Source organism: Pedobacter sp. W3I1 (assembly GCF_030816015.1).
GTDB lineage: Bacteria > Bacteroidota > Bacteroidia > Sphingobacteriales > Sphingobacteriaceae > Pedobacter.
This window is the reverse complement of record NZ_JAUSXN010000001.1, coordinates 719371-735192: the sequence shown is the minus strand read 5'-3', so window position 1 is coordinate 735192 and position 15822 is coordinate 719371. Positions and strand designations below refer to the sequence as shown.

Annotated in this window: 16 protein-coding genes; all 16 read right to left on the bottom strand. The window is 34.1% G+C overall.

Annotated elements, in window-relative coordinates; all coding sequences use genetic code 11:
• Positions 1-30: 30 nt before the first annotated feature.
• The 16 genes from QF042_RS03190 to QF042_RS03115 are packed head-to-tail and all read right to left on the bottom strand — an operon-like array spanning position 31 to position 15741.
• Positions 31-1173 carry a glycosyltransferase gene (locus tag QF042_RS03190; protein WP_307525298.1) on the bottom strand — a complete coding sequence of 381 codons (1143 nt, stop codon included), beginning with the start codon at positions 1171-1173 and terminating at the stop codon, positions 31-33.
• On the bottom strand, positions 1152-2042 hold the full coding sequence (locus QF042_RS03185; protein WP_307525296.1) for an NAD(P)-dependent oxidoreductase: 891 nt from the start codon (positions 2040-2042) through the stop codon (positions 1152-1154). Before QF042_RS03185 ends, QF042_RS03190 begins: the two co-directional genes overlap by 22 nt.
• Positions 2039-2665 carry a DapH/DapD/GlmU-related protein gene (locus QF042_RS03180; RefSeq protein WP_307525295.1) on the bottom strand — a complete coding sequence of 209 codons (627 nt, stop codon included), beginning with the start codon at positions 2663-2665 and terminating at the stop codon, positions 2039-2041. Before QF042_RS03180 ends, QF042_RS03185 begins: the two co-directional genes overlap by 4 nt.
• Positions 2662-3927 (bottom strand): hypothetical protein, encoded by a 1266-nt coding sequence (locus QF042_RS03175; RefSeq protein ID WP_307525293.1) that lies wholly within the window; start codon positions 3925-3927, stop codon positions 2662-2664. Before QF042_RS03175 ends, QF042_RS03180 begins: the two co-directional genes overlap by 4 nt.
• The gene (locus tag QF042_RS03170) at positions 3924-4829 is read right to left on the bottom strand and encodes a glycosyltransferase (RefSeq protein ID WP_307525291.1); all 906 of its coding nucleotides are present in this window, start codon (positions 4827-4829) and stop codon (positions 3924-3926) included. The genes QF042_RS03175 and QF042_RS03170 overlap by 4 nt, the downstream gene beginning before the upstream one ends.
• Before the next feature lie 17 nt (positions 4830-4846).
• Entirely contained in the window at positions 4847-6151 is a 1305-nt protein-coding gene (gene rfbH, locus QF042_RS03165; RefSeq protein ID WP_307525289.1) for a lipopolysaccharide biosynthesis protein RfbH, read from the bottom strand.
• Positions 6141-7022, bottom strand: coding sequence for an SDR family oxidoreductase (locus QF042_RS03160; protein WP_307525287.1), 882 nt, complete (start codon positions 7020-7022; stop codon positions 6141-6143). Before QF042_RS03160 ends, rfbH begins: the two co-directional genes overlap by 11 nt.
• 1 nt (position 7023) lies before the next feature.
• A complete protein-coding gene (locus QF042_RS03155) occupies positions 7024-7560 on the bottom strand; it encodes a dTDP-4-dehydrorhamnose 3,5-epimerase family protein (protein ID WP_307525284.1) in 537 nt (178 codons plus the stop codon).
• Positions 7560-8651 carry a CDP-glucose 4,6-dehydratase gene (rfbG, locus tag QF042_RS03150; RefSeq protein ID WP_307525282.1) on the bottom strand — a complete coding sequence of 364 codons (1092 nt, stop codon included), beginning with the start codon at positions 8649-8651 and terminating at the stop codon, positions 7560-7562. The genes QF042_RS03155 and rfbG overlap by 1 nt, the downstream gene beginning before the upstream one ends.
• A 1-nt stretch (position 8652) precedes the next feature.
• The gene (gene rfbF / locus QF042_RS03145) at positions 8653-9429 is read right to left on the bottom strand and encodes a glucose-1-phosphate cytidylyltransferase (protein WP_215166071.1); all 777 of its coding nucleotides are present in this window, start codon (positions 9427-9429) and stop codon (positions 8653-8655) included.
• A 6-nt stretch (positions 9430-9435) separates the two neighbouring features.
• Complete coding sequence (locus QF042_RS03140) at positions 9436-10473, bottom strand: ferredoxin--NADP reductase (protein ID WP_307525276.1); 1038 nt, start codon at positions 10471-10473, stop codon at positions 9436-9438.
• A complete protein-coding gene (locus tag QF042_RS03135) occupies positions 10473-11423 on the bottom strand; it encodes a GDP-L-fucose synthase (RefSeq protein WP_307525274.1) in 951 nt (316 codons plus the stop codon). The genes QF042_RS03140 and QF042_RS03135 overlap by 1 nt, the downstream gene beginning before the upstream one ends.
• On the bottom strand, positions 11423-12550 hold the full coding sequence (gene gmd / locus QF042_RS03130) for a GDP-mannose 4,6-dehydratase (RefSeq protein WP_307525272.1): 1128 nt from the start codon (positions 12548-12550) through the stop codon (positions 11423-11425). Before gmd ends, QF042_RS03135 begins: the two co-directional genes overlap by 1 nt.
• An 11-nt stretch (positions 12551-12561) precedes the next feature.
• Complete coding sequence (locus tag QF042_RS03125; protein WP_307525269.1) at positions 12562-14145, bottom strand: tyrosine-protein kinase family protein; 1584 nt, start codon at positions 14143-14145, stop codon at positions 12562-12564.
• A 43-nt stretch (positions 14146-14188) separates the two neighbouring features.
• Positions 14189-14923 (bottom strand): Wzz/FepE/Etk N-terminal domain-containing protein, encoded by a 735-nt coding sequence (locus tag QF042_RS03120; RefSeq protein WP_307525268.1) that lies wholly within the window; start codon positions 14921-14923, stop codon positions 14189-14191.
• An 11-nt stretch (positions 14924-14934) separates the two neighbouring features.
• The gene (locus tag QF042_RS03115; RefSeq protein ID WP_307525267.1) at positions 14935-15741 is read right to left on the bottom strand and encodes a polysaccharide biosynthesis/export family protein; all 807 of its coding nucleotides are present in this window, start codon (positions 15739-15741) and stop codon (positions 14935-14937) included.
• Between the last annotated feature and the right edge of the window lie 81 nt (positions 15742-15822).

The following is a 15822-nucleotide window of genomic DNA, read 5'->3' as shown; positions in this document are numbered from 1 at the left end:
CAAATCTATAGTTTAATTTAATTTCTCATCTTATTTAAATAGTTTGTTAAAGTCTCCCCCAAACTTTTTCTGAAAAAATTGATAATCTATTTTAATAGGCTCCAAGTCGCTTGTCAATACTCTATTAATTACCTTAGCTAAATCTTCGGCATTGTATGGATCAAAAAAACTACAGTTTAAATTTATCTGCTCTCTATGAAGTTTAATATCAGAAACAATAATGTGCTGGTTAATTACTTTTGCATCTTCAACAACAGTACTCCACCCCTCGAATAACGATGGTTGTATAATGGCAATAGAATTTGCCATTAACTTAAGCTGTTCATTTCTGTCAATAAAACCTAAAAACTCAACGTATTTCTCAAGATTATTATCTTTAATGTATTTTTTTAATTCGCCAAAATATCCTGGATTTCTATAGTCAGACTCTTTGCCGGTAAAAATAATTTTAAAAGGCAAATCACCTTCATTTTGAAGTATTTTTAATGCTTCCAGAACAACCATGTGATTTTTGTGTACCCAAAACTGATTAGATACAATAAAAAAAGGTTTATCTATTTTAAACTTGTTAAGTAATGACTGTAAATTGATTTCCTTATATGTCTCATCAATAAAACTTGCAAAATTTAAAATATACTTTTCGTTCTTATTGTTAGGATAAAATGTATCAAATTCATCGGCGGCAGTTTTACTGCTAAAAACAATTCTACTTTGATTTTTCACCAATTGTTTATGTACATTTTTTCTATTTCTAACATCTAACTTTAAGAAAAACTCTGGCAAAAAATATTCCTGTAAATCGGCAATCCAATAAAAACCGTTCTTAATGTTAGCATCGCTAACATTATAAGATAATGGATAAACGTTTGGCCCAATATCATTTGGTAATACCATATTGAATATGGATTTTCCATTAAGATAATAGAATAGTTTGTTAATTACCTTCTTAGGTAATGACAATTGAAGGTCTACAACTTTGAATTCAATAAAGGGATATTCAATATCTAAAATCGGTTTTATCGAAGATTTGAGATTATGTAATACTAAAATTTTGGGTTTATCTTCATCCTTAAGGGTTAATAAGGCCTTTATAATATTTAGAATGTAGTATGTACCTCCTATCCAATTATCATCATATGAATAGATTAGCGTTATTTGTTTCCTTTTAACCATTTCACAGTATTTATTAATCCTTCTTCAATCGTTGTAGTTTGCTTAAAGCCAAAACTACTAATTTTGCTAATGTCGGCACGCCAATTGAGAGGATCTCCCGGTTTTACAATTGAGTTAAAAACAATTTTAATATTAGAATCAATTGCGCTGCAAAATATTTCTGCAGCTGTTTTAATAGAAGTTTCAACTCCAGATGCAACATTTAATGACTCTCCATTAAAAAGTCCTTTATCTATTATATTTTGGATTGCATTCAAAAGATCTTTTATGTATATGAAATCTCTGGTCTCGTTTCCTGTACCAAACAATTCAATTTCGTTAGATCTAAGACTTTTTTGATAAATATCCCAAAAAAGTTGTTTTTTTAAGTGCTCGCCATATACAGAGAACAACCTTAAATTAATGGTCTGAATTTGGTATAAATAATAGTATTCTCTACATAGTTGTTCTGCATATAATTTATGCCATCCGTATGGTGATAATGGCTTTAATTCTACCGTTTCATTTATAGGTAGAGCCGAAGGATTACCATAAACTGCAGCTGATGACATATTAATGAACTTACAATCTGGATTGTGAACTCTTATAGCATCTAATATTTTTATTGTATTGGTCACATTTAGCTCAAAATCAAAAACCGGCTTATTTATAGATATTGGAACACTTCCGTTACCACTCGCGTTTATACAAACATCGAAACGCTGACTTTCAAAGATAAAATCGAAATTGCTATGCTCAATATGCAACTGATAATATCTTTCAAACTTTTTATCTACAATATCAGCCCCCCAAACTTCATTTGATTTAGCAAAGAAATTTTTAGCATGGCTACCGATAAAACCTTCAGAGCCTATTATTAGTATTTTCATTTTTTCCTGAGTTCTTCTGGTATATCCTTTATTTTTTTTGCTGGATTACCCCCGACAATTGTCCAGGGTTCAACATCCTTTGTAACAATACTTCCAGCGCCCACTATTGCACCTTCTCCAATTGTAACGCCTTTTAATATAGTACAGTTCATCCCAATCCAAGCATGGGAACAAATTTTGATTGGCTTTGAATTTACAACATCCCACTTTTTACTATGAATAAAATTCCTTCCTTCTCTATAATCAGCCAGTTGCATTTTAATATCATATTCTCGCTCCCTATAGTCTATTGAATGAGAATCATGATCATATATATATCCACCCCACGCTATTGTTACATCATTTTCAATTTCAATTTTATTACGTGATATTAGGTGTGTTCCTCCAATAAAACACCTATCACCAATAATTACCTCTCCTTCTGTCGATTCAAATGTAATTTGGCAACCAAGCATTGTATCATTTCCAATTCTTAAATATTTTTTACCAGGCCTTGGATTAGTTACAGCAAATCTAAATGTCTCTAATAAAAAAGAACTTCCTTTATTTATAAAAGGATTTGCGTCCTTAAGTCTTTTTTTATTTTGATATTCTTTAATCTTTTGTATGAATAAACCTATCATGATACGTTATTAATTATTGCTCTTGCCTTATAAATAACAAATATAGCTGACGGAACAAGAAGGATAGCACTAGATAAAGGAACTGTACCGATGCCTACATTTAAAGTAAATAAAAACTTAGCTAAGGGAATAATGAATAGTGCTGCCATAACAGCCAAAATAATTTGTCCTTTTAAATTTTCAAAGGCATTTAATATTGTTGCGCCCGCGTATGCCAAAGCCTGCACGCAAACTAATATTACGAATGGATATAATTGAAACAACTCCACTTTTATCATTTTTTTTGTCCAAATTTCAATTACAAATGGGATGAAAAAAGTAAAAATCAATGTCCCCATACAAAAAACAATTGCTATAAGTAATAGTTGATTAAATAATTTATTGAGTACTTTTTTATCTTTAGTGGCTTTTGCATGCGATATTTCCGCCCAATAAACTGAAATTACTACATTAAACACAGTCATACCCATTAAGTATATTTTGTTAACTGTATCAAATTGTGCAACGTTTGACAAAGTAAGATGATCGTAAGTCAATATATTCCCAAGGGAAAAAAGGAATAATGAAGAAACTTGAAGGAGGAAAAAACGATAACCTACTTTCAATGATTCTTTTGAAGCTACGATATGCTTAAAATTAAATATTTCTTTTACCTTAAACCCTATTCCTTTTAAGGAATAAATCATAATCATTAAATTTGTCACGAAAAATAAGCCGCTATAAAGTGTTGCTAGTGTATAAAGGCTAACTGAAAATAATCCATATCTAAAAAACATTACTATAACTAACCAAACAATTGATTGGAATAATAATAAAAAATTAAATGTGTTAAATTTTTTCCTTCCCTGTATAATAAAATGACCTAGTGTTAATGGAAACGAGAAAATAATGGGTAAATATAAAACTAATGCGAGAATTAAATTGGCTTTGAAAACAGAAACGACGAACAAGGATCCTATAAAAACAAGTAAAATCCCTAAAGACATTAGTAAATAGAACTGGATAGTTCCGGCAATTAAACCATTTAATTCTGTATAGTTATCAAGGGCAATGCTTTCAGTAACTTTATTTTTCAAACTATATCCAGATCCAAAATCAAATAGGTTTAGCCAGGCTACCAACGCCGTTGTAGTAACCCAAATTGCATAGCTATCAGTTCCTAACGTTTTAAGCAATAAGGGAACAGTTAAGAAAGAAACAACCGCAGACAAAAGTTTGAAAGAAGTCGAGCCAGCAATAGATGTTATTAGGCTCCTTTTCATCCAATTAAGATTAATTTAAATACTTGTACTTTTGTCTTGAAATTTGCTTTCCAAGGAAATCTATTTTGGTAAAGAAACTTTAGGATAGATAATAACTGCTTTTTATTTTTTCTCATAACTACAATGCTATTGAGAAGATTTTGAGCGTATACTTCATCTTTTATGCTAGCTAAATTTAATTTTTTACCATTCGTTTTATTTAGTTCGATAGCAATTTCATCTTGCCATCTGTCGATTTTCTCAAGCCATTCTTTCGAAGCGATAAGCTGATTAGTGTAATTATTTGGCCAGGTACGATAGGCACCAACGATTTTATCTACAAAAACAGCGGTACCATTGATTAAACATTTTTGTATAAGTAAACTGTCCCCTGCGGTAAAAGAATACGAGGAGTCAATCCCCCCCATTTCCCTTACATGCGCAGTCCTGAACAAGATCGATGGAAATCTAGCGTTTACACCATATTTAAAAACTTCAAATCCCTTTGGTGCTAATAGTTCTACTTCTTGAGATGGTACCCATTGTGACAAAATTTTATCATTTTCATCAATAACATGATGACCAAAGATAAATATATCCCCATTAGGATATTTTTGTAAAATCTCCTGAATAGTTGCTAGACCATCTTCATAATAAAGGTCGTCGTCTGATGGAATAAAGAACCACTTAGTTTGTACTAAATCGATAGCTTTATTCCAATTCTCATACATTCCTACAACCTCTTTTGAAGAAACAATCGTAATTTTAGATCTATGTTTTTGAAGGGTTTCCTCTCTCACATAACCTCCATTATCACTAATTACAAAAGCTGTACTCAACGACACAGGGATAGAATCTAGCAATTTTTTTAAATACTCATTCCTGTTATAAGTGGGAATAGCAAAAGTAACCTCTTCAAGCATAACTGATATTATAAAAATTAAGAATTAATATAGTTCCTAATAACATCTGTTATATAGTCGTAATGATTTTCATTTAACCCCGGCCAAACACCTAACCAAAATGATTGGTTCATAATAATATCTGTATTTACTAAGTCCCCTACTACTCTATGTTCAACATTAGCATAGGCAGGCTGTCTTAATAAGTTACCAGCAAAGAGTAATCGCGTCCCGATTTTTTTCTCTTCTAGATGCTGCACCAACATATGACGATCATTCGAATCACCCTCTCTAAGTGTCATTAAAAATCCAAACCAAGAAGGATCAGAATCTGGGGTTGGTTCCGGCAATATAAATACTTCTTCAAATTCCTTCATTCTAGAATATAAAGCTTTGTAGTTTTCTTTCCTTCTTTGTATAAAATGCTCAACTTTTTTAAGTTGTGAAACACCTAATGCAGCTTGCATGTCGGTTACTTTGAGGTTAAAACCCACATGTGAATAAGTATACTTGTGGTCATAACCGTAAGGAAGACTCCCCAGCTGTTGACCAAAGCGACAGCCACAAGTATCATCTTTGCCTGGTAAACAATAACAATCTCTTCCCCAATCTCTAAAGCTTTCAGCAATTTTAGCTAATTCAGGGTTATTAACTACTACAGCTCCACCTTCACCCATTGTAATATGGTGAGCAGGATAAAATGAAAATGTAGATAAATCACCAAATGTTCCCGTTTTCTTTCCCTTGTATGTTGCACCTAAGGAATCGCAGTCATCCTCAATAACCCACAAATTATATTTTCTAGCAACACGCATCACCTCGTCCAAATCAAATGGATTACCTAGCGAGTGGGCGATCATAATTGCTTTCGTTTTTGATGAAACTGCAGCTTCAATCATATCTGCTTTAACATTATGCGTAGCAATATCCACATCAATAAAAACAGGTATCGCACCGGCTTGTACTATTGGATTAACAGTTGTGGGAAAGCCAGCTGCAACCGTAATTACCTCGTCTCCAGGCTTAATCGCTCTATCACCAAGTTTAGGAGATGTTAGCGTGTAAAATGCCACCAAATTGGCTGATGAGCCCGAATTTACCAATAACGCTTTAGTAGCTCCAAAATATTTAGCAAACTCATATTCAAATTCAGTTGCAAAACGCCCAGCTGTAAGCCAGCCATCCAACATAGAATCTACACCTAATAACAGGTCATCTTCATCCATTACTTTTCCTGTAACGGCAATATAATCCTTCCCCGGTATAATTTCTCGCTTTGCGTTTTTTGCGGCTATCTCAGATAGTTGTTCTTGCAAGGTTCCGCTAAAATGTCTATAGTTCATGTTTTGTTACTTTTAAGATAAAGAAATCTACATTTTCAAATGTAAATTCAGGATACTCTTCAATAAATTTTGTATTTAATAAGCCTCCATTTAAGGGTCTCAAGGCAGCTTGATTAACACTTAATGTTTTTACAGAATTAATTTTTAATGTCTTATTATCCTTGAAATAAGATAAGACTTTTGACGCAAGCTGAAATCTGTTATAATAGTCCGTACCTGATAAATGGTAAATACCATTTTTACGGTCTTCACATAATTTAAGTGTCATATTTGCAATATCCCCGGCATATATCGGTGTTGCAAACTGATCATATGGCAGATTAAGCTCTTTTACTACGTTATTACGAAGATCTTCAATTAATCTTGAGATAAAATTTTTTGACCTTTTTTCTTCACCGTAAACATTCGTAATCCGCAAAATTAAATAATCAGATAATGTTGAGACGAGTTGCTCACAATCTAATTTGTGGCTTCCATATACATTTAACGGATTAACTTCGGCATCTTCCCGATAGGGACCATTAGCGCCATCAAATACATAATCCGTAGAAATGAACGCTAATTTTACATTATTTTTTTTACAATAGTCAACGATTTTCTCTGTTGGCAAAACTGTTTTTTCGTAGCTTTCCTCTACATTTTTTTCACAATAATCCACATTGGTTAATGCTGCACAATGAATGATTACATCTGGTTGAAAATTTGAATTGTTAAATAAAATTTCTAAGTCATCCTTTAAGAAATCAAAAGCTATAGTTGAATCTGTAGAAAAGCTTAAATGGGTACCCATCACATCCCAGTTATTATTCTTAAAAACCGATAAACAATGTGAGCCAACCAAACCCGATGCTCCAATGATAAATGCCTTCATGTTAAAATGGGCTTTGTATTTCAGAAAAAATCTTAAATTCTAAATCTCTGTTAGACAATATAGGCTTTTTTACTTCCCAATCATATCCAAACGAATCGAACCTAATACCTGCTTCACATTCACGGTTTTGACTGGTTGATGTATGATACTCTACAGTTGTACCATTTTCTAACGATAAAAACCCATGTGCAAATCCTTTTCCAATATAAATACCTTTCCTGTTCTTAGCAGATAATTCTAAAAAGAAAAATTCCCCATAAGTTTCAGAGCTTGTTCGGATATCTAAGATAACATCTATGATTGATCCGGTAACAACATAAACCAACTTTGAATGATCTTCGGGAGGCACCTGAAAATGCATTCCACGAATCACATTCTTGTTGGAAATCGAATAAAAACTTTCTGTAAAAACATAGTTCAGGTTTTTCTCCAAAAATGTTTCCTTATGTATTGTCTTAACAAATTCCCCTCTATTATCAAGAAAGCTATTGTATTCCATTATATATAAATCCTGGAATGGTGTATCTAATATTTCCATTATAATGCCCAGTTTATCGCTTTATTTAAAGCTACTTTAGTGTAAAGTTCAATTTGTTTCGATCGCAGGTTAAACATGTTTCCGTCTTCGCTAAGATCGTCTAAATAACCAGTAAGTGTGAAATCTACAGTTTCTTTAAAACCTAATGCAGGTTTCCACTTTAGAAAATTAGCGGCCTTCGAGATATCTAACTTTAATAAAATAGCCTCGTGCATTTTTTGAGTCTGCTCAGGAATGATGTATCCTCCACGGCCATCAAGCGTAAGCATTTCATCAATCAACTCTTTTACAGAATAATTAGTATTGTCTTCTGGCCCAAAGTTCCAACCGCCGCTAAAGTCTTTACCCTTTAACCAAAGTTCTGCTCCAAGATTTAGATATCCGCTTAACGGCTCTAAAACATGTTGCCATGGGCGGGTAGCGAAAGGATTTCTGATTTCTAACTTTTTTCCTTCTTTGACTGCCCTAAAATAATCAGGAATAATACGATCGGCAGCCCAGTCCCCTCCGCCAATTACATTCCCTGCTCGAGCAGAAGCGATATTACAGGTACCTTCGGCCTTAAAAAAAGATTCAAGATAAGCGTTCGTAATCAATTCAGAACATCCTTTAGATGCGCTGTAAGGGTCCTTTCCGCCCATAGGATCATTTTCCCTGTAGCCCCACACCCATTCCTTGTTATCGTAGCATTTATCTGTGGTTACATTAACAGCCGCCTTAACAGATGGAGTTGCCCTTACAGCTTCCCAAAAATTAACCGTTCCCATTAAATTGGTATCAAAGGTTCCAACGGGATCTTTATATGATAAAATTACAAGCGGCTGCGCGGCTAAATGAAATGCAAAGTCAGGTTGTACATCTTGAAAATATTGTTTCAATTTAGCCCCATCACGCACATCACCTTCAAGATGATGTACATGATCTGCAAGTTTACTGGTTACGAAATTGTCCATTTCAGAATATGGCGGTAAAGCATAACCATATACATCGGCACCCAATTCCTTCAACCAGATCGCCATCCAAGACCCTTTAAAACCTGTATGTCCGGTAATTAATACCTTTTTACCTTGATATATATTTTGAAAACTCATACTACCAAATTTTCCATTTAGCTTCACCACTGCTCCAAAGTTGTTCCAATTCAATTCTGTCTCTCAGGGCATCCATTGGTTTCCAGAAGCCCGAATGCTTAAAAGCAGCTAATTGACCATCATTGGCAATTTCTTTTAGCGGTTTATTTTCCCACTGCACATCTTCAACATCTCCTTCTAAATATTTAAAAATCCCAGAATCAAGAACAAAGAATCCACCATTAATCCACATGCCATCACCCTGAGGTTTTTCTACGAAATGTTTAACGGTTCCATTATTATCCATTTCAATGTTGCCAAAACGTCCAGGAGTCTGAATACTCGTTAAAGTAGCCAATTTATCATGACTATTGTGAAATTCCACCAGTGCGTTAATGTTAATATCAGCAACACCATCACCATAGGTTAACATAAAGGTTTCACCGTCAACATATTTTTGAATTTTTTTAATCCTACCAGCAGTATTCGTCGTTAATCCAGTATCAACCAAGGTAACTTTAAAAGATTCAGAATTAGAAAAATGTACATCAACCTTGTTTTTTTCAATATCAATAGAAACATCCGAATTGTACAGGTAGTAATTTAAGAAATATTCTTTAATACTTTGTGCTTTGTAGCCCAGGCACAATACGAAATCGTTATAACCATAAGCCTCGTATATCTTCATGATATGCCACAGAATTGGCTTTCCACCAATTTCAACCATCGGTTTTGGGCGAGCTTCGGTTTCTTCCATTAATCGGGTACCTAAACCACCTGCTAGTATTACTACCTTCATATCTTTTTAACTTAATATTTCTATATGTACGTTTTCTGTTAAGGGATGGGCACAACAAAGTAAAAACTCATCTATTGCCAAATCCTCTCTTTTTTTATTTAACCCTATCATTTTAGCCTTTCCATCTAGCAATTTTCCTTTGCAGGTACTACAATTCCCAGTTTGGCACGAGTAAGGCAATTCAATATCAGCATTTAAAGCCGCTTCTAAAATACTTTTCCCCTTTGCTACTTCGAGATGATAGCCCTTTCCATTAAAATTTAAGAGCACATGTTGAGTATGAACATCAATCAAATCCTTTGGATCTTTCACCAGTTCAAAATCTTCAGAATATACATTTTCCAAAGACCCAAATTTATTTAGAATGGCACTTTTCACAGATTCTTTTAAACCAGCAGGCCCACAGATATAATGAGCACATTTTTTCGCATCAGAACTTTCATCCAGAATCTGTAAAGCCTTAGCTTGATCAATTCTTCCCTGAATTAAATGTGGATTAGCTTCGTCCACAAATAATTTGGTATGAAAATGACGTACGATAAAGCGGTCAGCATGCTGTGTTTTTAATAGTTCAATTTGATTCTTAAAAATAGTGGTTTCATGGTTTTTATTTCCATAATTCAAATGAACCTTTACGGCTGTCGTAGTTGATAATATATACTTAATAATAGAAATTAAAGGTGTAATCCCACTACCTACTCCCCAGAAATATATATCTTCAAAATCTTGCCCTGTATCATAAATAAAATCGCCCATTGGTGGCATTACTTCAATAGTATCACCAACTTGTACCATATCATTAATGTGATTGGAAACAAGGCCATTCTCTACACGTTTAACAGTAACTTCTAAAAAAGAATCAACACCTGGACAGGATGAGAATGAATAAGGACGGATATAACGCCTGCCATTAATTCTGAAGATTAAGGTAAGATATTGACCAGCCTCATATTTAACCTTTTTTAATCCAGGTTGCTTAAAACACAAAGTAACTGTATCCTCAGTTTCCTGCCTAATCTCCGCAACCTTTAAAGTATAATTCATTATGATAATGTTTTATTCTTAAAATCAGTATATGCCATTTTTAAACCTTCTGTTAGGTTTACGGTATATTTCCAGCCCAAATCGGATAACTTATCTACATTCATTAATTTGCGAGGTGTTCCATCTGGTTTAGAAAGATCGAAACTAATTTCCCCTTCAAATCCAACCACCTGTTTTACCGCTTCAGCTAAATCAGCAATACTTAAATCTTCCCCGCAACCTACATTTACCAAGCCTTTTTCGTTATAATTTTGCATCAAGAAATAACAGGCATCGGCTAAATCATCGGCAAACAAAAACTCTCGTTTCGGGGTACCTGTACCCCAAATGGTTACAGTTGGCAAATTTTGTTCTTTTGCCTCGTGAAATCTTCTAATCAAGGCTGGCAATACGTGTGAATTTTGTGGGTGATAATTGTCGTTTAAGCCATAAAGATTGGTCGGCATCACCGAAATATAATTGCAACCATATTGATCCCTGTAGGCGTCACACATTTTTATGCCCGCAATTTTTGCTATTGCATAAGGTTCATTCGTTTGTTCTAACTCACCAGTTAATAAATATTCTTCTTTCAATGGTTGCGGAGCCATTTTAGGATAAATACAGGAAGAACCTAAAAACATTAATTTCTTAACATCATTTCGCCTGGATGCCTCTATGATATTGCTTTGAATCATCAAATTATCATACAAGAATTCACCTCGGTAGGTATTATTTGCAACGATGCCGCCTACTTTTGCTGCTGCTAAAAAAACATATTCAGGTTTATTCAGCTCAAACCAGTTGAAAACTGATTGTTGATTTCTTAAATCTAAAGATTTAGAATCAGCCAAAAGTATATTTTTAAAGCCCTCAGCCTCAAGTTTACGCTTAATGGCAGAACCAACCATTCCTTTATGCCCGGCGATATATATTGCAGCTGATTTATCTTGAAGATACAAATCCGACATTACTCGTACTGATTTTTAATGGTATAACCGTGTGATTTCAGTAAAGATTCCTTCCTAAAATGATCCACATCAGCGGTAACCATTTCTTTCACTAATGCAGCTAAGTCATATTTAGGTTCCCAGCCTAATTTTGTTTTCGATTTGGTTGGGTCTCCGATCAACAAATCTACCTCTGTCGGACGGAAATAAGAAGGATCGACGCCAACTACCTCAGTACCAATAGCTACTTGAAATTCTGGATTTGAACAAGCACTTACATATCCTTTTTCGTCAACACCCTCACCCTTAAAATCGATAGTAATACCCACTTCTGCAAATGCCATACGTACAAATTCTCTAACACGTGTAGTAACACCCGTAGCAATCACGTAATCTTCTGCCACATCTTGTTGCAGGATCCGCCACATCGCTTCTACATAGTCTTTAGCATGTCCCCAATCACGTTCGGCATCAAGATTTCCTAAAAATAATTTTTTCTGTAGACCCTGAGCTATTTTAGCCACCGCCCGAGTGATCTTACGGGTTACAAAAGTCTCGCCTCTTAATGGGCTTTCATGATTAAATAATATGCCATTACAAGCAAACATGCCATAAGCTTCACGATAGTTCTTAGTAATCCAAAAACCATAAATCTTTGCTACACCATATGGTGAACGTGGATAAAAAGGTGAATTTTCATCATAAAATCCTTTATCATTTTTATTTTCTGGCATACCCCCATATAATTCAGATGTAGATGCCTGATAAACCCTGGTCTTTTTTTCCAAGCCTAAGATTCTCACTGCCTCCAATATCCGCAAAGTTCCGATTCCATCTACATTAGCTACATATTCAGGTGAATCAAAGGATACTTTTACATGACTCATTGCACCTAAATTATAAATTTCATCTGGTTGTATCTCCTGAACAAGTCTGATTAAATTCGTTGAGTCGGTTAAATCTCCGTAATGAAGCTTAAATGTAACATTATCGTCGTGTGGATCTTGATATAAATGATCAATCCGATCTGTATTAAACAAAGAACTTCTTCTTTTAATACCATGAACCATATAGCCCTTTTCAAGTAACAATTCTGCAAGATATGTACCATCTTGACCTGTGATTCCTGTAATTAATGCAACTTTCATTATTATATTTTTTAGCTTGACTTAAATTTACTCAATAACTTTTTTAATTTACTCTGTTCATCTACATTACCATAGGTTCCATATCCATACCCATAACCGTAATATTTACTTAATATATCATTTACAACAATTCCGATATTTTTCATTTTACCTGTTCGATATAAATGATCAACAATAGACAATTGTTGCTTTTGTGTTACTTTTTGCCTAACCAAATATAGGGTAACATCTGCGTAGTTTGCTAGCAATTGTGCATCGGTGATAATTCCAATTGGCGGAGCATCCATAATAATATAGTCAAACTCCTCTTTAAGCTTTGCGATTAACACAGAGGTATGTTCGCTCATCAAAGTTTCAGCTGGATTTGGTGGCAAAGGTCCAGAAGATATAATAAACATATTCTTATTAATAGATAATGGCTTAACTATATCATCAAGCTTGAGTCCGGGGCTAATGGTATAATTGCTAAAACCAATATCGTTCCTAACATCCAATTTGGCAGAAAGTCCGGGTTTTCTCAGATCCAATTCCATTAGCAGAACTTTTTTTCCCGCGAGTGCCAAAATATTTCCTAAATTAATAGCTGTAAATGATTTTCCTTCTCCGCTCATACTGGATGTTAAAAGAATAACCTTTTCATTTTTACTCTTTAAATAAAAAGATAAGTTAGTTCTCAAAGCCCGAAATTGTTCTGATATAGCTGATCGACTATGATTGGCAACGATTAGATTGTCAGCGCTAGTATTATGACTAATTTCGCCTACAACAGGAACCCTTGTTAATGATAAAATATCTTCTTTTGTTGAAATGGTGGTATTGAATAATCCTTGCGCAAAAATTAAACCAATCGGAAAAATAAAACCGGCGATCAATCCAGCCAGATATACTATCCTCTTTTTAGGGCTGATTGGGATTACTTGAGATTTTGGCGGATCTATCGTTTTTGCAACAGATATATTAGAGGTTTTTGATATTGCGGTTTCTTCTGCTTTCTGCATTAAAAAAATGTAAAGCTCTTGCTTAATTCCTTTATTTCTAGCTAATTTTAAATAATTTTTTTCTACCTTAGGAACCCCCGAAATTTGTCCCTCAGCTTTACTCAATTGATTTCTAAGCTTATTTCGGGTTTGCACATAACTATTTTTAGTGCTTTGTATATTTGCCAAAATCCCTTTCCTCAATCCTAAAATCTGAGTGTCTATATTTTGGATGAAGGGACTCTCTTCTGTGACACTAAGTAATTGTCTGTCTCTCTCAATGAGCAAGGCATTATATTGATTCATTAATCCAGAGAAAACCATATCCGATGGCAGTAATGAAGCAGGAAAAACCCTTTTATTTTTTGTTTCATCCTTAATATAGTTTTCTAAATCAGTTAGTATGGTTACCTGGGTTTCGGCCTTTGCCAATTCGCCGCTAAATTCGCCAGTGTTCTGAACTAACAATTTCCCTTGTTCGCTCATATCGGCAAGTCTATTTTGTTGTTTAAAATCTTCCTCTTGATTTTCTACATCACCAAGTTCGGTAGCTATTACATTTAATCGCTCTTTAATAAATTTGTATGTACTATCTGCTATCGCATTCTTATCACTCAAATTCGCATCAGTATATTTTTTAATAAGTGTATTTAGTATATCCTCACCTTTTTGGGGTTAGAGCATATGAAAGGCCTAAATCAATTATACTAACTTGTTTATTTGACACTCCAACAGATAGCTGATTCATCAATGCGGCTACTCTTTCATCAATCGAATTTATTAATGTAAAATATTCCTTATTCTCTTCCATGCCAAAAGGAGTTGGCTCTATGTTGATAATTCCAATCCCGTTTACAGCAAACTCCTCATTCCATTTTATTGTTTTTTCAAAATCCCTTGTACTAACCCTAAGCTTGTTGCTTGCTAACTTTACAACATCTAATTTAGTGGCCTTTATCGTATCGATACCCTTTAAAATGTTAATCTTAAAAGGAGCATTATATAATTCCCGACTGACAAAATCAGTTTTTCTTGAATATGTAATATTTAGTTGCATTTTACGGACAACCTGTTCCATTAAAAACCTGGTTTTCAAGATTTCAACTTCATTGTCAACAGAATTTTTAGCTCCCATCAATCCTCCTAAGTCCATTAAAGCGCCGGCCTGCTTACCTAAACTTCCGCCTTTATCATCGTCATTCACAAGCAGTTTTGCATTGATCTGATAAACCGGTGGTGTATAACGTGTGTATATAAATGCTATGATTAAACATAACAAAATACTGCAGACAAACCAAGCCCATTTATCCAATAGCTTATTAAAGATTTCTTTTAAATTTATACTTTCATCCTCCTCCACATCGTGCGTCATAATTCTTTCAGATAAATTACTCATTGATAAAAATGCTATTTAAAACTTGATATTGCCAAAACGATTACAGAAACAACAGATGCCAAAACCCCTATTGTTTGAATTTGAGCTGAATTTGATGCAGATACTTTTCGCTTATTTGGCTCGACATAAACAACATCATTTTGTTTTAAATAATAAAATGGACTATTAAAAATATCTGAGGAATTGAGGTTTAACCTCGCAAATTCCTTCTTACCATTATTATCCCGAACAATTAATACATTATCACGTTTTCCATAAATGGTCAGATCCCCAGCCAAGCTCAATGCATCCAAAATACTGACTTTCTCATTTGGCAATGTATAAGCTGAAGGAGCATTTACTTCTCCTAACACGCTAACTTTAAAATTAGCAAACCTTAGTTGAACATTTGGTTGTTTATAAACTTCAGCAGCTTTATCTCTAATCAGTTCTCTTGCCTGATAAGTAGTTAAGCCAGCGACTTTAAGTTTTCCTATAAGGGACAACTCAATTTCCCCATTCTTATCTACTAAAAATCCAGTACTCTGAGTAGAAAGGCTGCTATTAGAATTACCGCCCAAGGTTGGCGTATTGGCCGCTTGATTTACAATTGCGCCACTTTGGGGGTTAAGTGTAAATATATTAACGCTGAGGATATCGTCTGGCTGTATTGTGGGCTCAACAAATGCCGCTGCATTATCTAACTTCGCCTGATTAACAGCTTGAATATCTTGAAAATAGGCGATTTTTTTACTACTAACACAAGAAGATACAAGGACTGTACTAAAAAGTATCATTACAAGACTTAGTCCTCTAATCACATTATATTTTTTATTCATAGGTATATTTCTGTTTAAAATAAAACAACAATTTTAAACAGGTTGCAAACTTAATCATTTAATTGTAATATCTAAAAATCT